The sequence below is a fragment of the Caballeronia sp. Lep1P3 genome (assembly GCF_022879595.1).
Taxonomy (GTDB): Bacteria; Pseudomonadota; Gammaproteobacteria; order Burkholderiales; family Burkholderiaceae; genus Caballeronia.
In genome coordinates, this window is sequence record NZ_CP084268.1 from 90573 (window position 1) to 110222 (window position 19650).

General features: G+C 59.7%; 16 protein-coding genes. 5 read left to right on the plus strand and 11 right to left on the minus strand.

The features are described from left to right. The first annotated feature begins 64 nt into the window (after positions 1-64). Positions 65-1978 (plus strand): FAD-binding monooxygenase, encoded by a 1914-nt coding sequence (locus LDZ27_RS24745; RefSeq protein WP_244818325.1) that lies wholly within the window; start codon positions 65-67, stop codon positions 1976-1978. A 3-nt stretch (positions 1979-1981) separates the two neighbouring features. After that, positions 1982-2422 (plus strand): MarR family winged helix-turn-helix transcriptional regulator, encoded by a 441-nt coding sequence (locus tag LDZ27_RS24750; protein WP_244818326.1) that lies wholly within the window; start codon positions 1982-1984, stop codon positions 2420-2422. A gap of 116 nt (positions 2423-2538) precedes the next feature. Here the strand turns inward: LDZ27_RS24750 and LDZ27_RS28895 are convergent, their stop codons facing one another. From LDZ27_RS28895 to LDZ27_RS24780, 7 genes are all read right to left on the minus strand, one after another. Beyond that, complete coding sequence (locus LDZ27_RS28895; RefSeq protein WP_255751470.1) at positions 2539-2670, minus strand: hypothetical protein; 132 nt, start codon at positions 2668-2670, stop codon at positions 2539-2541. Positions 2671-2786: 116 nt separating this feature from the next. Further along, positions 2787-3536 (minus strand): IclR family transcriptional regulator, encoded by a 750-nt coding sequence (locus LDZ27_RS24755; RefSeq protein ID WP_244818327.1) that lies wholly within the window; start codon positions 3534-3536, stop codon positions 2787-2789. 11 nt (positions 3537-3547) lie between these two features. After that, positions 3548-4300: an amino acid ABC transporter ATP-binding protein gene (locus LDZ27_RS24760; RefSeq protein ID WP_244818328.1), complete on the minus strand. Its 753-nt coding sequence runs from the start codon at positions 4298-4300 to the stop codon at positions 3548-3550. After that, positions 4297-4941, minus strand: coding sequence for an amino acid ABC transporter permease (locus LDZ27_RS24765; protein WP_244818329.1), 645 nt, complete (start codon positions 4939-4941; stop codon positions 4297-4299). Before LDZ27_RS24765 ends, LDZ27_RS24760 begins: the two co-directional genes overlap by 4 nt. Positions 4942-4952: 11 nt before the next feature. After that, positions 4953-5669, minus strand: a complete 717-nt coding sequence (locus LDZ27_RS24770) for an amino acid ABC transporter permease (protein ID WP_244818330.1) — start codon at positions 5667-5669, stop codon at positions 4953-4955. A gap of 13 nt (positions 5670-5682) precedes the next feature. Further along, positions 5683-6534, minus strand: coding sequence for a transporter substrate-binding domain-containing protein (locus LDZ27_RS24775; RefSeq protein ID WP_244818331.1), 852 nt, complete (start codon positions 6532-6534; stop codon positions 5683-5685). A 687-nt stretch (positions 6535-7221) separates the two neighbouring features. Beyond that, the gene (locus tag LDZ27_RS24780; protein ID WP_244818332.1) at positions 7222-8346 is read right to left on the minus strand and encodes a YbdK family carboxylate-amine ligase; all 1125 of its coding nucleotides are present in this window, start codon (positions 8344-8346) and stop codon (positions 7222-7224) included. Between the two features lie 329 nt (positions 8347-8675). Here LDZ27_RS24780 and LDZ27_RS24785 point away from each other — a divergent pair, with 329 nt between their 5' ends. Then, complete coding sequence (locus LDZ27_RS24785) at positions 8676-8966, plus strand: hypothetical protein (RefSeq protein ID WP_244818333.1); 291 nt, start codon at positions 8676-8678, stop codon at positions 8964-8966. A 782-nt stretch (positions 8967-9748) separates the two neighbouring features. Here LDZ27_RS24785 and LDZ27_RS24790 read toward each other — a convergent pair. Beyond that, positions 9749-11077 (minus strand): tyrosinase family protein, encoded by a 1329-nt coding sequence (locus LDZ27_RS24790; protein WP_244818334.1) that lies wholly within the window; start codon positions 11075-11077, stop codon positions 9749-9751. 662 nt (positions 11078-11739) lie between these two features. On the opposite strand from LDZ27_RS24790, the gene LDZ27_RS24795 reads away from it, so the two are divergent. Then, positions 11740-12633: an ATP-grasp fold amidoligase family protein gene (locus tag LDZ27_RS24795; protein ID WP_370653496.1), complete on the plus strand. Its 894-nt coding sequence runs from the start codon at positions 11740-11742 to the stop codon at positions 12631-12633. A 106-nt stretch (positions 12634-12739) separates the two neighbouring features. On the opposite strand, the gene LDZ27_RS24800 is transcribed toward LDZ27_RS24795, so the two are convergent. Continuing rightward, positions 12740-13804, minus strand: coding sequence for a glycosyltransferase (locus LDZ27_RS24800; RefSeq protein ID WP_244818336.1), 1065 nt, complete (start codon positions 13802-13804; stop codon positions 12740-12742). A gap of 241 nt (positions 13805-14045) precedes the next feature. After that, a complete protein-coding gene (locus LDZ27_RS24805; RefSeq protein WP_244818337.1) occupies positions 14046-15827 on the minus strand; it encodes a CpsD/CapB family tyrosine-protein kinase in 1782 nt (593 codons plus the stop codon). A gap of 679 nt (positions 15828-16506) precedes the next feature. On the opposite strand from LDZ27_RS24805, the gene LDZ27_RS24810 reads away from it, so the two are divergent. Beyond that, entirely contained in the window at positions 16507-17904 is a 1398-nt protein-coding gene (locus LDZ27_RS24810) for a glycosyl hydrolase (protein WP_244818338.1), read from the plus strand. Positions 17905-17976: 72 nt separating this feature from the next. Here LDZ27_RS24810 and LDZ27_RS24815 read toward each other — a convergent pair whose 3' ends face one another. Continuing rightward, positions 17977-19533, minus strand: coding sequence for a beta-glucosidase (locus LDZ27_RS24815; protein WP_244818339.1), 1557 nt, complete (start codon positions 19531-19533; stop codon positions 17977-17979). Between the last annotated feature and the right edge of the window lie 117 nt (positions 19534-19650).

Genomic DNA, 19650 nt, shown 5'->3' on the forward strand with positions numbered 1-19650 from the left:
AAATAGTTGGTGTACGGAGTATATTCGTTGGCAACACAGTTGGGGCTAAACAGGAGACGACACCATGCAATTTCATCTCAACGGTTTTCGCACGGACGACCCGATGATCGAACCGGCCGCCGAAGGCGCACCCCGGCTCGACATGCCCGATGCGGTCGATGTGCTCATCGTCGGCAGCGGTCCTGCGGGGCTCGTGCTCGCGGCTCAGTTGTCGCAGTTCCCGTCGGTTACGACGTGCATCGTCGAACGTCGGTCGGGGCCGTTGCTGATGGGACAGGCAGATGGCGTCGCCTGCCGCACGGTCGAGATGTTCAATGCGTTTGGACTCGCCGAGCGCATGCTGCGCGAAGCGTACTGGGTCAATGAAACTGTCTTTTGGAGACCGGACGCCGATGACCGTGGCGCGATCCGGCGTACCGGACGTGTTCAGGATACCGAATCAGGTCTGTCGGAATTTCCGCACGTCATCGTGAATCAGGCGCGCGTGCAAGAGTACCTGCTCGATCTGATGCGCCGATCCTCGCATCGGCTCGAACCGGACTATGACCTCGAATTCGTCGCTATGACGCGCGAGGACATCGGCGATTATCCGGTGCGCGTGACATTGCGTCGAACGGATGCGGCGCGGCTTGGCGAAGAGATCACCGTGCGTGCGCGTTATGTAGTGGGCTGCGACGGCGCCCGAAGCCGCGTGCGTACGGCAATCGGGCAGACGCTGAATGGCGACGCCGCCAATCACGCGTGGGGCGTGATGGATGCACTTGCCGTGACCGATTTCCCGGACATCCGCCTGAAGGCCGCGATCCAGTCGGCGAGCAAGGGCAACCTGCTCATCATTCCGCGCGAAGGCGGCTATCTCGTGCGCTTTTACGTCGATCTAGGCGAAGTCACGGCGGAGAATCGCGACACCATCAAGCAGACCACCGTCGAGCGCATCGTCCAGACTGCGCAAGGCATCCTCCATCCGTACTCGCTGGACGTCAAAGAAGTCGCGTGGTTCTCGGTCTATGAAGTGGGTCAACGCCTGACCGGGCGTTTCGACGATGCAGTCGCGGCCGACGGCAGCTCGCGCGAGCCCCGCGTGTTCATCGCGGGAGACGCGTGTCATACGCACAGCGCGAAGGCGGGACAGGGCATGAACGTCTCGATGCAGGACGGCTTCAATCTCGGCTGGAAGCTCGGAGCAGTCCTTCAGGGACGCAGCGACGCGAGCCTGCTGCGCACGTATTCGGATGAACGGCAGCCTGTCGCGCAGGAACTGATCGAGTTCGACAAAGAATGGTCCGCGATGATGGCCGCTCCGCCGAAAGACCCCGCTCGTCCTGAGGCCGGCGGTGTGGATCCGGCCGAACTTCAGGCGTATTTCGTACGCGCGGGCCGGTACACGGCGGGCGTGGCCACGCGCTATCGTCCGGGAGCACTGACCGGCGAACCGACGCATCAATCGCTCGCGAGCGGCTTCACGATCGGCACGCGCTTTCATTCGTCGCCCGTCGTTCGCATCGCCGATGCAAAGCAGATGCACCTCGGTCACGCGGCGCGCGCCGATGGCCGCTGGCGTCTATACGCTTTCTCGGACGTGAGCGGAAAAGCGCTCGATGCGCTTTGCGATCATCTCACCATGTCGCATGAATCGATCGTGCGCCTCGGCACGCCGGACGGTGCCGATGCGGACAGCGTCTTCGATCTGCGCGCCGTGCTGCAAAAGCCGCATCGCGAAGTGCGGCTGCAGGATCTGCATGCGTCGTTGTTGCCGCGCAAGGGTCGATATGGGCTCATTGACTATGAGAAGGCATTCACGAGCGACGCATCGGCTGATATCTTCGATGAGCGCGGTATCGACCGCGAACGGGGTGCGCTCGTCGTCGTTCGTCCGGATCAATACGTCGCGCATGTGCTTCCGCTCGACGCTTTTGACGAACTCAATGCGTTCCTGCGGCCCATCTTTCGGACGAATTCCATTTCGCAGAGCCGCTGAACAATGCCGCCCAAACTCAATCACCCCGACGCGCCTTCCAGATTCACCGGCAGTCTGGTTCGCCGCGCGCAACAGCGGCATTTGGCTGTATGGCAGCGGGAGGTGTCCACCGAAATCACGAGCGTCCAATACGCGGCGCTCGAGATCTTGCAGAGGACACCGGGTGTCAATCAGCGCCAGCTCGGCGCCGAACTCGACGTGGACCGCTCGACCATCGCTGATCTCGTCGCACGCATGGTTCGGAATGAATTGATCGAACGATCCGACGATCCCGTCGACAAGCGCAGCTACGTGCTGTTCCTGACGCCGGCGGGCAAGAAGACGTTGTCCACGTTGCTGCCGCGTGTCGAACAAGTCGAGCGTACCCTGACCGCGAAGCTGACACTAGCCGAAGGCCGCGAGTTGCGGCGCCTGCTGCTGGCGCTCTTGCCGCTCGACGAGTAGCGCGCATTCGCGAGTCGCAAGAATCTCTCGTCGCCCGACTTCCGTCGCCATGTGTCATGCAGATCGGCCTGAATAGCACAGTCCTTTGCCCGAGCTCGAAGCGCTCTATCTCAGTTCTATCCCTTGGCCGATCTGCAAAACTCCTCGGCCAGCTTGTCAATAATACTGTTCAACTGCCGGCGCTGGTCCGCGGTCAGGATCGACAGCATCTCTGCTTCCATCGACTGCCCGAGTTCATCGCTAGACACGCGCATTCGTTAGTCGGCTGCGGTTAGCCATAGCTGGAACGAGAATATCGTTCGCTTCCTTGAGCGCGGCGTTGTCCCTTTCCAGTTCATCGATGCGCTTGCGCCATGTGTCCATATCAGCGATGCGAAAGCGCCTGCGCCGAATAAAGCAGATCGTCGAGCATCGACTGACGGCGTTCGGGGTCCGTATCGCGGCCCGTCATGAAGCACAGCGCGGCGATCGGCACACCCGCGCGGTCGCGAACGGGCGCGGCCATGCAGAGCCGGAACGCGTTGGACAAGCCTTCCGTGCAGCAAAAGCCAAGCTCTTTCGCGGTCTGCACGTCGCGCATGAATTCATCGAAATCGATACGCACGCCGTTGTCGAGCACGAAATCATCCGCGGGAATGAGTGTGCGGATCGCGTCGGCGTTCATGTGGCCGAGCAGCAGGCGTCCTGTCGCGGTCCACGGAATCGGCACGCGCACGCCGATATCGGAACTGATGTTGAACGGCCGCGCACTGTTCTCCGATAACACCACCGTGTACTTGTTCCCTTCGAGCATGCACAGCTGCGTGGTCTCGTCGTACTTGCGCACGAGCGCGAGAATCGACTGATGCGCGCGGCTAATAAGATCGTTGTGCGTCGCGTAATCCGAGCCGTAATAATGCATCTCGCGTCCGAAGAACACGCTGCCATCCACCGATGTTTCGAGCCAGCCCACTTCGGCAAGAATGGCGACGAGTTCGTAGATGCTCGAACGCGGCGCGCCGGTCGCTTCGATCAGCTCGCGCATCGTCATGGGCCGCTGCGCGTGATGGAGCTTCCTGAAGATATCGATGACACGGTCAACGCCCCGCGCGCGCGACGATTCCGTCACTGCCATTTGCTCACCCTTCAATGGTCGAGCACACGGCTGAGAAACTGCCGCGTGCGCTCATTCGACGGGTTGACGAAGATCTGCTCCGGATCGCCGTGCTCTGCAATCACGCCCTTGTCCATGAACACGACGCGGTCCGCCGTCTTGCGCGCAAAGCCCATTTCATGCGTGACGACGACCATCGTCATGCCGTCGCGCGCCAGGCCGCGCATCACTTCCGTCACTTCGCCGACGAGTTCGGGATCGAGCGCGGACGTGGCTTCATCGAAGAACATGATCCCGGGCTCGACCGCGAGCGCTCGCGCAATGGCGACGCGTTGTTGCTGTCCGCCCGACAACTGGCTCGGATAATGCGATGCGCGGTCCGCGAGACCCACGCGGTCGAGCGTTTCCATTGCGCGCTTGCGGGCATCGGCGGCCGACATGCCGCGCGCCTTGATGAGCGCGAGGGTGACATTGCCGAGCGCGGTCTTATGAGGGAACAGGTTGAACTGCTGAAACACCATGCCGACGTGGCCGCGAATTTCGCGAGCGCGTTTCGGGTCGTGCAACGGCACTTTGTTCACCCACACCTCACCGGAATCCGTCGTCTCAAGCCCGGCCATGATGCGCAGCACTGTGCTCTTGCCCGAACCCGATGCACCGATCAGCACGAGCACTTCACCCGGGCGCACATCGAGAGTGATCTCGTTGAGCACGCGCGTCGCGCCGAATGCCTTGCTCACGCCGGACAGCGAAATGACGGGGTCGTTTGGAATGCGTTCGCTCATGTGAGTCTCCGGCGGTCATGGTGGCGCACCCATTGCGAAAGCGGGAAGCACACGACGAAATAAATTAGCGCGACGAGTCCGTAGATCTGCACCGGCTCGCCAATGCGATCCACGATCGCCTGGCCGCCGTGCATCAGCTCGGACATGCCGATCATGCTGACGATCGACGTATCCTTGATGAGCGACAGATACTGTCCGACGAGCGGCGGCAACACGATGCGTCCCGTCTGCGGCAACACGACGGAGACGAAGGCCTGCGTGCGCGATAGACCGAGAATCTGCGAGACCTCCCACTGACCCTTCGGCACTGATTCGATGCCCGAGCGAAATACTTCCGCGATATACGCGCCCTGATAAACGCTCAGGCCGATTACGCCCGCTGCAAAGACATCGATCGCATAGCCGAAGTACGACACGCCAAAATAAATAAACATCAGCGTGATGAGTACGGGCGTGCCGCGAAACAGCTCCGTATAGAGCTTGGCGATGCGGTCCGTGCCCCACGGCCCGAACGACCGCAACACGGCGGCGAAGAGGCCGATGAGTGTGCTGCCGACGATTGCCGCGACAGACAACAGCAGCGTCGTCACGAGACCTTGCAGCAAAATCGACAGACTGGTTTTCAGCAGTTCGAGTGACATGATTTAATCCCTCATGCACGGTTCGCCCGACGCAGCGTGAATCCGCCCCGGCGCGCACCCGGCCTCACGATCAGCGGCGGATGAAACATGCGTGCGCCGAGCTGGCTGGCAATCCACGAGAGGACGTTGCTCAGCACCAGATACGCCACGAGCACGACCGCGAACGTCTGGACATACAAGAGCGTGCGGGAATTAATGACGGTCGCGGTGCCGGTAAGTTCGGGCAACGCAATTGCAGACAACAGCGAGGTGCCGAGCAACAACTGAATCAGATAATTGACGATGGCCGGATACACCGCACGCGCCGCTTGGGGCAACACGATCTCTTTGAAAATCTGCCCGCGTTGCAGCCCGAGAATGCCCGCTGCTTCGATCTGTCCGCGCGGCACTGATTGCATGCCCGCGCGAAACACTTCCGACAGATACGCGCCCACGTTCACGCCCAGCGCGATGACACCGGCCCAATAGGCATCGAGCGCAATGCCCATCGACGGCAAGCCGAAGAACACGATGAAAATCTGCAGGAGCACAGGCGTATTGCGGATGGCTTCGACGTAAGCGCGCGCGATGAACCGTACGATGGCCGACGGCGACATGCTGGCAAGCGCCGCGATCAGGCCGAGCGCGAGCGCCAGCACGAACGACAGCAGCGTGATCTGCAAGGTCAGCCAGCCGGCCTTCAGAAACTCGGGGACGTAGCCCCATAGAGTCAGCCATTGATAGCTCATCTGCGCCTCCGCTTCAGAACTGCGGGTTGAGCGGGTATCTCGGATCGGCGCCGAACCACTTCTTGTACAACTGCGCGTTCAGCTTCGATGCATTGATGTTGAACAGGAAAAGATTCAGATAGTTGAGCCACGCTTGATCGCCCGCTTTCACGCCGAACGCGTTGTACTCGAGCGGCACGAGCGCTTCGTTCGTCACGGCCAGTTCCGGATCGAGCTTCGCCTGATAGGCAAGGAAGTTGTTGTCTTCGATCATGGCATCGGCCTGGCCCTGCTTGACGGCGAGAATGGCCGCCTGCGAGCTGTCATATTCCTGAATCTTGATGGGGATGCCCATCGAGCGGACTTCGTCGCCATTGGTCGAGCCTTTCACCGTGGCGATCGTGCGCCCGCTCATGTCCTTCGCCGACTGAATGCCGCTGCTCTTCTTCACGAGCATCGCTTCGCTGGCGACCACGTACGGAGCCGTGAATTCGACGACTTTCGCGCGTTCGAGGTTGCGCGTGAAGTTGCAGAACACGACATCGACCTTGGCGGTTTGCAGGTTCGGGATGCGGTTCGCGCTCGTCGTGTTCACCACTTCGAGCTTCACGTTCATTTGCTTGGCGAGTTCCTTGGCGAGGTCGACGTCGTAGCCGTCCGGATTTCCGTCCTTGTCGTAGAAGCCGAACGGCGCGAACGTGAGGCAGTCGCCGACGCGCAGCGTGCCGCGCTGAAGCACGGCCTGAAGTGTCGATGCAGGCGCCGCTGCCGCTGGATTTTGCTCGGGCGTCGCCACTTTCGTGCAGGCGGAGAGCGCGAGCAGTCCACTCACGGCGGTTGCGGCAAACAGCAAGGTGGCCTTGGCGCCCTTCGTGGCGAGCTTCATGTTCGGATCCTGTTCGGGGTTGCATTGGGAAACCGCTTTCAGCATGGCTTTGCGTTCGCGACCACTTCCTTCGAAGGGCTGAAGCGGTCCGGTATATCGGACGCTTATCTGGCGAGCTGGATTGATTCGTGAAGTGTTGGACGCTAAAAAGGGCCGCGCAAGCAGCCAGAACCCTTATTGCTTCTGGAATTTTGTTGGGCTAACGAACGGGGGCGTTCGCGTGTTCGTCCACGAAGCGGTGAAAGACTACTTCTATCAGGATTGCGCGATTCAAGCCCGGGTCGCGGAGGGGCGAGTTATCAGTTCGGGCGGCAGCCTATGACGGATTGCTTCGGGCTCGCAATGCTTTTCGCCATACGCCTGCCCATTGATGTCCCATCGCGTGAGTGTGGGATTGCTGGCGCCGTTCGCATATCCCAGACACGTTGTTCGGCTCGAGCCATCGCCGTCACTGGTGCCGCTGTAGACAGGAACTCGGCGCTATCAGCGCGTACTGGTTCAATGGTGGTGCCAGACAGAGACGCAACGTGAAACGCTCATTCACAGCGCCTTTCTCGACGCATTCGACGCACACTAAGCATCAGATCACCCGCTCGCTGATCGAGGCGCTTCAACCCGATAGCGCGGTTATCGTCGCTCGCGTCGGCTCAGGCTTACGCTTTGTTCCCGCATCGACGACACTCCTTGTCACGCGACGTGCGCACCGCGCCATATCCGGCACTGCTGCCGCACGACTTCGTGCAGCGAATGATGCGCGCTGTAGACGCGGCGCAGCCACGTTGCATCGCTCGAACCGTCGGTGACGATGCGCCTGACCTCATCGAGGCCTTCCTCCGCGCCGAGCGCACGCGCATGAGACGCGATGACGTCGAGCGTGGCAAGAATCGCGTCCCGTACCGGCCCGCGATGCCCCGTTTCCGGATTCACACACGCTCCATCCAGCCCGAAGCGACAGGCCATGAACCGGTTGGTTCGATATACCTCGTAGTCGCGCTCGCTCAACCGGGCGGGCCGCTCGATCAGCAAATACCGCGATAGCGCCTGAATATAGGCGGCGATCGCGGCGGCCCATTCGACGCGCAGCGGCGTATCCATCACGCGCACCTCGATCGTCCCGTAACCCGGACTCGGACGAATGTCCCAGTAGAAATCCTTCAGGGTTTTGACGAGACCCGTGCGCGTCATGCGCTCAAAATACTCTCCGAACTCGGCCCACCGCGTGACGAACGGCGCTTGCCCGGATAACGGAAACGGCGCCACAGAGTTGAGTCGGGCGCACTGAAACTGCGTGTCGCTGCCCTGCACGAACGGAGAAGAAGCCGCCAGCGCGATGAAGTGCGGGACATAGCGCGAAAGCGAATGCAACAGCACGAGCGCCGAGTCCGGATCAGGGCAGCCCACGTGCACGTGCTGGCCGAAGATCGTGAACTGCTGATACAACGCGCCGTAAAGCCCCATCAAATATTCCGATCGTTCTCTTCCGTCAGAACGCTGGTCGTACCAGTTCTGGAAGAAGTTGGTGCCTCCGCCGCAGACGCCCACGTTCAGGAAATCCGCCGCGCGGACAAGCGTGTCCCGAAGTCCCTGCAACTCCCTTCGCACCTGATCGAAGCTAGTGCACACGCCGGTCGACAGCTCGATCATGCCTTCCGTCGTCTCCGGATTGATCGCGCCCACGAAGCGCTCGGCGCGCACTCGGTTGAGCAACTCTGTCGTCGCTTTCGTGAGGTTGTAATCGTGCGTGTTCACGAGCTGGACTTCGAGTTCGACGCCGATCGTGAACGGCTCCGAGGACGCGAATGGCTGCAGCATGAGATGCCCTCTTGCACGAGCGGTGAGGGAGACGGTCCATTGATTCTAGGCGTCGCCTTTCGTTTTCGTAAGACCGACGTTGCGAACGCACGTCTATTCATCTGATCGAAGAATTCGCGCCCGGACACCGCCGCGCCCGCCACACGCGCAGGGCTGTACGATGATCCGGCCCTCCACATCCGCGAACGCACCGTGATGCTTCAGCGCCTCGCTCCGCTCAACGCCTTGCGCCTCTGTGAGAGTTCGTCCTCGGCCCGCTCGTTTCGACGCTTCCGGTAGGCGCGTATTTCCATTCTTCGCAAACCTACGCCTATTTCTCATGGCTCACGATGCGGTCGTCGTTTGATCTGCCGGGTGTTTTCGAAGCATTGCCATTCCCGCGCGCAGTCAACGGTTCGTTGTGGAGCGTGCCGCTCGAAGTCCACTGGTATCTCATCCTTCTGGCGATGGCAGTCGTGGGACTGATGCGTTATCGGTGGCTGGTTGCAGCGGCAGCGCTCGGTTCATCCATCTACCATTTCGGCGTCTATCACGTAGAGACAAACAAGCCGCAAAAGATCAACGAATCCGGACTCATTTTGCGCACCGGCGTTTGCCTCTATCTTTTGCGCACTCTTTGAATGGACCGGCGATTCGCCGTTGGCGTCGTCGTCTCGATTGCTGCGGCGGCTCTTGCGCTGGCGGGTCATCAATTGCTCGCCGCGTGGGTTGCCTGGCCGTTTCTCGTCATTGCGTTCAGAACGGCATCGACGCTTGTCGTGCGCAGTGTTGGGCGCTTCGGCGACTCCCTACGGCGCGTATGTCTTCGCTTTCCCACGTGCAGCAAACGCTCGTTTTGGCGACCTCGGCGAAGTGATTCGTGTGGCACTGCCTGCCGGTTGCCGCAGCCGTTAAGTCGACGCTCGCTTATCTTTCATGGCACTGGGTCGAGAAGCCCGCGCTGCGCCTCAAGGCTCGCTAGCTGGTCGAGAAGCCGCGAATCGCGTTGATGACGGCTTTAGCGCCGCTAACATGGCTGCTTGGCACGTCGCGAACGCGCCGGCCGGCGACGCAGCCGTTACGACGAGACCGTTAGCGCACGCTATGCGATGTTCGGCATGAGAGAAGCATTGAACTGTCCGGTGCTGGCGACGTTATCGCGGGAAAGAGCGGCTCGCTTTGTCGCAATAAACTGGCAATTCGAATGAAGCTAAGAAGACTCAAAGGAAAGCAGGCAGCAGGACGGCATGCCCTTCTTATGCCTTTGCTTGACGCCTCGATCAATGCAAGCACCCGCCCAGGTCAAAGACCGCTGGGCGGGCGCTCGATTGCATGGCATCGCTTCGCAATTGCGCCGCACGATGAAACCCGGCCGCACGCGAGGAGCGAAGCCCGCGTGCATTGGCCAGGAGTGGCTCATCGTTCAGTAAGCGCCGCCTGTTTGCGGCGCTGACGGCGAAATAATGAACGGCGCTTCGGTGGTCAACTCGACGCGCAATTCGCCGACCGTCATCACGTCGCCTTTGGGCGCAGCGCCGCCGTCCACGCGAACTAGCGAAATCGCATATTCGCGCCCGTTTCCGGCGCCGGTTTTCAGCATCGCGGCCGTAGCGGGAAAGTCGATCATCATCATCCCGTGATGCGCGGCTGCGGCGACTTCGAACGGCCCGAGCGTACCGATGAAATGCTTTGCACGCACCTCGTCGATATCGACGCCGTCCGGCAAGTTGAGATAGATGTTATAGAAGTAACCGCCCGCCGCGCCCGCGCTCGTGAGCGAAATATCGTCGAGCACGATCTTGATGGACTTGTACTGACTGCTCTTGCCATTGCCTTTTGAAGCCGCGTTCGGCAGGTTTCTTGCCGCTGCGTCGTAGATGTCGGCGGTCGCGGAGAGCATGTCTTGCAGCGGCTTCACCGAACTCGCTTCGGCCACCACGCGCGCGCTCACCGAGTGCTCTCGCAGCACGACGGCCTTTACGCCGCCAATGGACCGTCGGCCGTTTGCAATCGACCGCGCCGGCGACGCAGCGAAAGAGGCAACGGGCGGACGCGTCTTGATCGGCGGGATCTGCGCCTGTACGCGAATGATGCGGCCTCGCTGCGCCTGAGGCGGCAACGCGACGGGCCGCGCCGTGTTCGCATAGTCGTAACCGAGCCGCGAACGGTTCGAATACGTCTGTTCCTTGTTGATGGTGAGGCCCGGGGCATACGTAAAGGTGCCGGCCCAGTACGACGAAGTCGGCGCGGGCATTGTCCGCCCGTCCGGAAGCGCCCAGGCATGCCAGAGCCGGTCGACGTTCGCGTGATGCAGATAGAAGATCGGATCGCGCGGCGACTGCATGGTCGCCATTGAATTCCCGATGATGTCGTGCACCGGATTATGCGGCGCATTTTCGAACGCTTCTTCGAACGAGTTGGCCGTTCCCCGCTGGAAATTCACGACAGACGACGAGAACGGCGAAAGATCGAGTGCGCCGTAGACGTTCGTATTGACGCGCGGACAGTAGAGCGGATTGCCGGTGGCCTTGTCCGTGAACTCGCTCGGAATATGGGGGTTCGTGTACCAGTCCCAGTAGGGAAGCGTCAGCGAGGGATCACCCGAGACGCGCCGCATCTGCTGTTCGAGGTAGTAGAGATAACCGCGATGCCACGCGAGAAAATAAGGCGTCCGGTGCGGGCAGTAGTTCGCGTGGACATTGGTCCAGTACTGCCATGAATTCGGGTCGGCAGCATTCGTGTTCGCCATCATTGAGCGAACGGCGTTGAGGAACGACGCATACTGCGGGGTCAGCTTGTACTGCTGCCACTCGATCCGAACCGAAGATGCCGTCGCGGCCTTGGCCATATACGGAAACGCAGCCCAGGAAAGGGTCGATGCAGCGCCCCCGAGGAAGGCGCGTCGAGAAATAGTTTGGCGGCTCATGTGTCGTGTGCTATGTACAACTAAGAAAGAAAGCGATAACCGAGCGCAAGTCAGAGCTTGACCGCTTCAGGTCTCGCGAGTAATCAGGGCGGATGCACTCATCGGCGATCGCAGCTGTTTGACGTTTGCGCTCGCGTCCAGCATCGCACGAGAAACGGACCCGTCTTTCAAGATGGATCGTGTCCGTTGGGTGATGGAAAGAATATAAGCCGCGTTTCGTATGCTCATTTGTGCGTTGCCGCACGTAAGTGCAAACTTGCCACGGTTGCATTTTTGGTTGGCGCGTGCGTGGTTCGTGCCCGTGCCACCATGAATCAGTGCACGTAAGAGGTGAAGGCCTGAATGTCGCGTTGGACTGATGAGCAAGCTCGTGCAAGACTCAGTTCAACTTACGTAATGATCTGGAAAGGAGGCCTTGCATTCGTTATGATGCTGCGCTCATGGTTCAAAAGCTGCTTTGAAAGGGCATATCACACTGGAGAGTGATGATGGCAATCGGCAAGACTCTTGTTAAGCGGGCATTGGACTACCTGCCGGACAGCGCGTACCTGCTGATCGCGCACCGGCGGAAGGTGGGCAGGTTTCCGAATCTGAGGCGTCCGACCACGTTCAACGAGAAAATTCTGCAGCGTTGTCTCCACCCGGACGCCCGTTTTGTAGAACTTACTGACAAGATTGCCGTGCGCGACTACGTGCGCCGCACAATCGGTGAGGAGTTCCTGATACCGCTCATCGCAAGTCCGCCTACGTTCACACGCGAAGTGTTCGACGCCTTGCCCTCCGCGTTCGTGATGAAGGCGAATCACGGCAGCGGTTTCGTCGAGGTAGTCCGCGACAAGTCGAGGTCATCGTTCGAGGAGCTTCAGCGGCTCGCGCAGCGCTGGCTTGCAACCGATTTCTACCGCGTTGCGCGCGAACGCCATTACCGCACCATCAAACCGCGCATTTTCTTCGAGGAGTTGCTCGTCGAGCCGAGTGGAATCATCCCTGCGGATATCAAGCTCCACTGCTTTTTCGGTCGAGGACGAGCGAAGCCTACCGTGTACATTGCGGTGATCTCCGACCGCTTCGGAGAGCATCCGCGCGGCGACATGTACGACGCGAACTGGAACCGCCTCGACGTCGACATCGGTCACTACGCGCGCAGCCCGCAACCGGCACCACGCCCAGAAAGTCTCGAGAGAATGCTTTCGGTGGCCACGTCGCTTGCCAGGGACTTCGAATACGTGCGCGTCGATCTGTATACGATCGGCGAGCGGATTTATTTCGGCGAATTGACTTTCACGCCGGGGGCAGGCGTCTTCCCGATGACTCCTGACAGCATGGATTACGAGTGGGGGCGTCTGATGAATCAGCCTCTTCTGCACGGCGACAGGCGCTAAGAATTCGACGGGGGCGCCGTGCATCATCCTTCGCGTGCGTAGCCGGATTGTTCTCTCAGAACTCCGAGGATAGGTCCCCTAGATTGAAGATTCCTTACCTGCCGACCTAGTGGTCGACACGCCGTTCGCGCTGGTGATGATCGAGCCGGCGCCTTAAGATCATCTTCGCGACGCCCTTCACTTGATGTAACGATCGATCGACTCGAACGGCGAAGTCGAACGCCTCCAATTCGACGACCTCTCGATCTGAGCGCGGAGCGAGACTGCGCACCGCAGCCTGATAATCCCCGGCCATTGCTCGCAAGATATCGGACGCGCGCCTGAACGATGCGCGGTCGACCCTCGCGCATACATGACGAGCGCGCCAGAATATCTTTCCGAAAACAGTTAGCCAGAATTTGTCCGATGCACTACCGTCACAGCGCGCAAGTGCTTCGAGGCCGATGTCGCGCAGATCGACCATATCGCTTACAGCGGAACGCTGGGTAATGCTGCCAAAGCGGCGACGGTACCCGTAAAGAGACTTCCCTACGCGATAGACGTTTTGCGCCGCAAGGTGGATCGCGGGCACGATCGCCATGTCTTCGTAATGCCGGCCTACGGGAAACTGCCTGTCCCTAAAGAGATCGATTCGAAACACACGCGCCCAGACGAACGTATGGAATCGATTGGCGAAGCGTAGATGTGCGTCGGGGTCTAACGTACATTCGCCACCCTCTGAGGCGCTCACCAGTTCAATCTCTTCGAGCTTGCGGCTGTCGTCATCGATAATCTCGACGTTGTACTCCACCATATCCCAGCGAGCGTCTGCGAGTAGCGGCACGACTTCGCGCGCGAAGCTCTCGCGATAGATGTCATCGCCATCGAGAAAGCCGACATACGGCGTTCGGACCGCATCGATACCGGCATTCCGCGCTGCGCTAACGCCTTGATTGCTCTGGCGGATGATCTGGACGTGGCGTCCGCCATCACGTTCGACGATCGCCTGTACAGCGGCGAACGTGGAATCGGTAGAGCCGTCGTCTACGACTATGATTCTTAGCGCATCGATATAGGGTTGGGTGAGCACGGATTCGAGCGCTTCCTCGATATAGCCATCGACGTTGTACGCGGTAACAACGATGGAAAGCAATGGTTTCGTGTAATCAACCGGCGGTTGCTCGAAGGCCATTTGTCACTCCAAGGTATGTCGAGGCGACCGACGCAGCGTCAGTGACCTGAACGATTGACCCCGTACTTTGACTTGGTATTTAGATAGTGATGTGGCAAGCAGTCCACTGCGAGAGCAATCCCTGTGCGCCAAGTCAGCTTGTCCTCATGCTTCGAAGTGCGTTCTCTCGGAACGCGAGTTCGCGAGCAGGGCGGTCCACGATGTCCGCTGAGCAGCGCGCGCCGAGCCGATAGACGAGAACCTACGCCACGCTCCATTCGCGAACGCTGGCTTGTGTTCCTTGCTGACGCGGTCGCGGGATCGGATCGAATATCACGCCAGCGACTGATACGCCGATCCTGTCGAGCCACTTCACTGCCTCGTCGAGTTCATCCTGGCTACCAAGGTCGCGTTCTGCCACCAGTACCGTGGACCCGCCAAGCGGCGCGACTTGAGAGGCATCGTCGACCGAGCGCATCGCCGGTGTATCGATGATGATCAGGTCATAGTTCGATGCCACTTTCCGCAGCATTCGGGTCAGCCGCCCATTTCCAAGCAGATCGGTCGGACTGGCTATCGTTCCTCCTGCGCAGATGACGTCGACGCCACATGTATCGACCGTGCGGATAACGCGCTCCACGTCGATTCGCCCGTCCAGCACTTGCGCAAGTCCGCAACGGCCAGAGATCCCGAACAGATGCGCAATTCGGCCGCGGTGCAAGTCGCCATCGATGAGCAGAACGCGTCTGCCAGCCGCGGCATTAACGGCGGCCAGATTGACGGCGACATACGTCTTTCCCGAGCGCGGCGACGGACCTGCCACCACGAGCACTTTGCGCTTCCAGGGCGCGCATGCGAGGCTGAGGCGTTTCGTCCGTCGAGAATCGGGGACGTCGCAAGGCGTCAGCGTGAAGTGGCTTTGCACGAGCCATGAGCGCTTTGCGCGATAAGCCGCGAATTTCGGCCAGTAAAGGACGAAGTAGGCGATCGCCACGAACGAGGTGACCGTAGTGATGCTGACCGTCGATGTGATCAACAGCAGCAGCAGCATGACGAACCCGTCGCTCGCCGTGAATGCGATGACGCCAAACAGCAGCAGCGCACTGAAGAGTCCCATCTCCGCGATGGTTGCAGGCAGTCCGGCGAATGGAACGCCGGAGGAAATCTCATATTCGACTAGACGGAAGTTCGGCATGTACATGTAGCGCGAGCGAACATCATCCGAAGTGACGCCACCCAGCAGGTCCTCCAGGTTCGCGTCGAGCATGAAAGGATACCCGCCGAGACGGTGCGAGAAAGTCGTTGAGCCATAGAACGTGTGACTTCCCAAATAGACACCGACCAGGCCCACTACGCCGAAGAAAGCGATGAAGACGAATAGGGGATGGATCGGGCGCAGCCTGTTACGAAGCGGGAAGAGGGCGAGGAAGATGAAAAGAATAAATGACGACTTCGAGAAGCAGAGGAACAGCCCAATGCAATACATCGCAATGATCTTTTTATTGATCTTCTGAGTAAGCAGGTGAGTGATCAGCGATGCGACAAGCAAGGACGAGAAGAAGCCCGCCTCTCTGGAGAATCCGGAGGCGCGTGCAAAGTAGAAAAGTTCATAGAAATTGGAGTACGTCCGCGTTGCATATTCCCCCCAGATCATCTTCGACAAGGCTGTCGGCCCGAGCTGTTCTGCCAGCCCTCTGTCGACGTAGTAAGCCGCGAATTGCACGATCGCGAACGCCACGTTGATCATCATCCAGTGGTGCAGATAGCAGATGCGGCGGCCAACCGTGTACATCAGGTATCCAATGCAGATTGCGATGGATACGACTCGCGCTGCGACACTTGGCGAACCAATGAGGCTGACCGCCACGGCGACGAGCAGAGGGCCGCTCCAACTGCGCGCGGTAGCAGACAGGAAGCGCAGATATTTCGGGTCGAAGAAGGGAATGAACAGATAGAAGTAGATTGTGAATCCGTTGACGCGCGGATTCAGTATCACGCAGGTGAAGAACATGTAGAAGATCACAGAAACCAGTTTCGGATACATGAATTCCTCTGTGTCAGCACCTGCGACGCCTCCTTTCCTGGATGCGTCGGCGACTCCCCTCAACAACGCAAGCACAAATTTGCAGAGCAGGGGCGGGGTCATACAGCGCGCGGATGGGCACTTTGCCCATCCGCATCTACTGAAGGGATGCAGCGATGTGAGCGCTGCAGTACGCGTCCTCGAAAAATATGAGGAATACGAAACGCGCGGGACACTCACGACGCTCGGTACGTGACCGAAATAGTACTGCGTTGTGACGCTTAAGCCAGCGCAGCGCAAGCCACTGCGCAGTGCCCAACTTGGAAAAGCGCACTGACATCCACGTCATCCGCGCTTCACATCCGTCCAGATCGGTAAGAAATCCGCTACCAGGTCATGCCCCTTCCGATGCATCGACGTGCGCGAGCGAACGAACTTTTTACTGCTTTCTCCTGGCTTCCGCTCTGTTGGAAGCCGATCCTTACTCAATTACGCCGTCCCTAATTTCTCTGTTGCGCGGCTGCGGTGTGCAGTGCGAAGAAACGTCTCATTTCTAATCGCGGTTGTGATCTTGTATTCTGCTTACGATATGAATTTAGCGGATATTTACCTTTTTCATAGTATGTTACATTTTGAAACGTCTTGAGGGAAATGTGGAATTTATACTCCGTCGCTCTTATTCCACGCACACCTTTTTACCGTGTCTACCAAATCCAACGTCGGCAAGCAGAACGAACTTTCCATCGAGCGCGTAACGACCGCACGTGTGTCCCGTAGAAATTTCTTGTCGCTTTTGGCGGCCAGCGCTGGCAGTGCTGCGCTGGCGGCTTGCGGCGGTGGCGGTGACACGGGTGGCACGGCGGGCGACGTCGCAAACGTTGCAACGGGTGTGTCGAAATCCGCTTCTGCGAGCGGGACGGCCATGCCCCCGGCAGCATCTATTACCGACAGCTCGGGCGCTGTCTGGACCCTCGCCAATGGCCACGTGGCAAAGAACGGTAGCAGCGTGTCGACCGGCTCTTCCGCAGCATTGATTCTCGTTGTGTATTACAACGGCACGATCTACGCAAAGAATTCGTCGGGCACCTGGTACAAGAACGGTAGCTCGTGGACGAACATCGGTACGACGGATCCGCGCGGGACTGCTGCCAGCAGCACCAGCAGCGGATCGTTGTTCTACGGCATCAACGGTCACATGGCCTGGGGCACCGGCAGCATCTACAACACCATGTCGGCGGCCGCGCAACTCGCGATCCTCAAGGATCTGGGCGTGACGAACTACCGCGCCGACGTGTGTACCGCAGGCATGGCGGGCATTCTCGCGAGCGCGTTGAACGGCGCGTTCAAGAACAGCGGCGTTTCCATCCTGCCCGTGCTGAATCCTCCGTCGATCGGCTGGACCGTTTCGATGAGCGAGTCGGCGTCCTACACGCTGGGCTACGACCTTGCCACCAGCGTCACGAAGGTACTGAAGGGCCTCGTCAAGTACATCGAGTGCGGTAACGAGCTGGATGTGAACGTGCGTTCGGGCGGCAATGGCAGCCTCACGACCGACTGGAATCCCTCGGCTTGGCCGGCCTTCCGGGGCGTGCTCCGAGGCATGATCGATGGTGTTCGCGCCATCGACCCAACGATCAAGGTCGGTGTGGGCGTCGGCATTCCGCTGGCGCACCGCGCCTTGCAGATGCTGTGGAACGGTACCAGTCCGAATGGCACGACGAACGGCGTAGGCGGCGCGGCAACGGTCCGCTGGGATTTCACCTGCTATCACTGGTACGAAAGCTCCGGCGACGTCACTTGCGGCTGGATCAACAATCAGTGCTTCGACGTGCTCCAGTGCCTGAAGGATTCCTTCGGCGTGCCCATCTGGTTGACCGAATTCGGTTGGGCTGGCTCCAAGGACACCTCGGCTCAGCAATCCGCGTATGTCACGAAGGCGCTGACCCAGTACAAGGCGGCCAAGGACAAGTACAACCTCCAGTCCATCATGATGTACGCGGTGATCGACGACAGCTTCGGACTTGTCAAGAACGATGGCGTCACGAAGACGGCCGCCTATACGACGTTCAAAAACTTCGTCAAGGCCAATCCGGTTTAAGCGGACATTGGACCAAAGGGCCTCGGCATGCTGTACGCCGGGGCTTTTTTTCGCCTGTGCGTTCATCTTGCCTCAGTGTTTTTGCGGGACGAGATATTTCGGCAGTGCGCCGAGCTTCCATTGAAAGCCTTCTTTCACATCGACGGTCGATGTCGAACCCTGCCAGTCGATCTGCGTATATCTGCCCGGCGGAATCGATGCAGGTGTGAGCGCGGGCGCTGCGTCGTCATCGCTCTTCCAGCCCACGATCACGCCGTCGTCGCCGCCGTATTGGTAGATCTTGGTGGTCTCGTCGTCGACGAATGAGCGAGTCCACATTCTGGAACCGATGGTCTTGAATACCGTAGCGGCAGCCGCATAAGCAGGTTTCGGCGACAGATCCAGACGCACGAGGCCGAAGTTGGCTTCCTTGTCGGAAGGGTTCACGCCGTCGTCGACGAAGTCATACCAGAACGTAGCCTGCATCGTATTGAAACGCCGCGACAACAGGAAAGTGCGCGCCGCCGCGGCCGCCTGCTTGCGTTCCGACAAACCCGCGTTCTGCGGACTGGACGGCCATCCGATCTCCGTGACAAAGACCTTGAGCGGCCCCACGCCAGGCCTCGGATGAGACTGCGTCATACGGTGCAGATGCGGCCATACGGTCGTTACGTTCACACGAGGCAGCGGCGAGCCCTTCGCGGCATAGCCGCGGTCGGGATCGTATGGCGACATGTAAGGATGAATGCTGAAGCCGTCCTGATACGCCAGCGCATTGGCCTTCACGATCTGCACGATGCAGTCGCCGCCGGGACCGCCGCCCGCTCCGCCGCCGCCGCACGCGAGCACGGTGGATTCTGGAGACAGCTTTTTGACCGCGCTGTAAACCGCCTTTAGCAACGCAATGTAAGTGTCGTAACCAATCTTGTCGAACGCCGGTTCGTTCCAGACCTCCCAGGCCTTGACGTAGTTGCGATACGCGCCGACGACTTGCTCGGTGTATCGCACGAAAAGTTGGCGCTCTTCATCGTTCTGAGGAAAGCCTTGCGGTCCTTTGAAGAGATTGGGATAGGCCCGTCCGTTTCCGAAGTCGAGTTCGATGAGCGGCTTGAGACCCATGCGAGCCGCCTGACGAATATAGCCGCCATACTCATTGTCATTGCGCGCTAGCTGAAACTGACCCGGCGTCTTCTCTATCTCGCTCCAGAAGACTTCGTCTCGAATCCACGAGAAGCCTGCACGCTTGACTAGCGACAGCACCGTCGCCGGCACGCCTTTTCGGTGTCCGAAATGAGTTTGCACGCCCGCGTCGCTGAAAGTGCCGCTTCCGTCCGCAAGGGCAGCCATGCTCACCCTGAGCGATTCCTTGTCGTCGCCGTCAGCGGATACGACTTTCGTATCGAGCACGTAGAGCCCTTTGCCCGGCAGCACCACATTGACCGATACCTGTGCGCCGCCATTGCTCTTTGCGGGCGACACGCGATAAGTATCGAGCGGCGTTCCGGATAACTCGGCGTTGTCGTCGTATCGGTAAAGCGTCGCAACGACCCGGTCGTTCGCGGAATCGCTCGAGGAATCGAGCCTGAAATCGATCTTTCTGCTCCCCGCCGAATCGCCGATGAGAGCACCCGGCGCGGTCGTCAATGTCAATTGACCCTGAGCGACAGCCGAGCCAGAAGCGGTAACCAATGTGAGTGAAGCACAAAGCGTCGATAACAGGCGTACTGCCGGAACAAAGCGACGCGCACGGTAAGGCGCGCCGCGTTC

Bases quoted from the DNA above. Each gene is read 5' to 3' on its own strand.
- LDZ27_RS24745 (WP_244818325.1), top strand. From the start codon at position 65: ATGCAATTTCATCTCAACGGTTTTCGCACGGACGACCCGATGATCGAA.
- LDZ27_RS24750 (WP_244818326.1), top strand. From the start codon at position 1,982: ATGCCGCCCAAACTCAATCACCCCGACGCGCCTTCCAGATTCACCGGC.
- LDZ27_RS24755 (WP_244818327.1), bottom strand. From the start codon at position 3,536: ATGGCAGTGACGGAATCGTCGCGCGCGCGGGGCGTTGACCGTGTCATC.
- LDZ27_RS24760 (WP_244818328.1), bottom strand. From the start codon at position 4,300: ATGAGCGAACGCATTCCAAACGACCCCGTCATTTCGCTGTCCGGCGTG.
- LDZ27_RS24765 (WP_244818329.1), bottom strand. From the start codon at position 4,941: ATGTCACTCGAACTGCTGAAAACCAGTCTGTCGATTTTGCTGCAAGGT.
- LDZ27_RS24770 (WP_244818330.1), bottom strand. From the start codon at position 5,669: ATGAGCTATCAATGGCTGACTCTATGGGGCTACGTCCCCGAGTTTCTG.
- LDZ27_RS24775 (WP_244818331.1), bottom strand. From the start codon at position 6,534: ATGAAGCTCGCCACGAAGGGCGCCAAGGCCACCTTGCTGTTTGCCGCA.
- LDZ27_RS24780 (WP_244818332.1), bottom strand. From the start codon at position 8,346: ATGCTGCAGCCATTCGCGTCCTCGGAGCCGTTCACGATCGGCGTCGAA.
- LDZ27_RS24785 (WP_244818333.1), top strand. From the start codon at position 8,676: ATGCGGTCGTCGTTTGATCTGCCGGGTGTTTTCGAAGCATTGCCATTC.
- LDZ27_RS24790 (WP_244818334.1), bottom strand. From the start codon at position 11,077: ATGATGGCGAACACGAATGCTGCCGACCCGAATTCATGGCAGTACTGG.
- LDZ27_RS24795 (WP_370653496.1), top strand. From the start codon at position 11,740: ATGGCAATCGGCAAGACTCTTGTTAAGCGGGCATTGGACTACCTGCCG.
- LDZ27_RS24800 (WP_244818336.1), bottom strand. From the start codon at position 13,804: ATGGCCTTCGAGCAACCGCCGGTTGATTACACGAAACCATTGCTTTCC.
- LDZ27_RS24805 (WP_244818337.1), bottom strand. From the start codon at position 15,827: ATGTATCCGAAACTGGTTTCTGTGATCTTCTACATGTTCTTCACCTGC.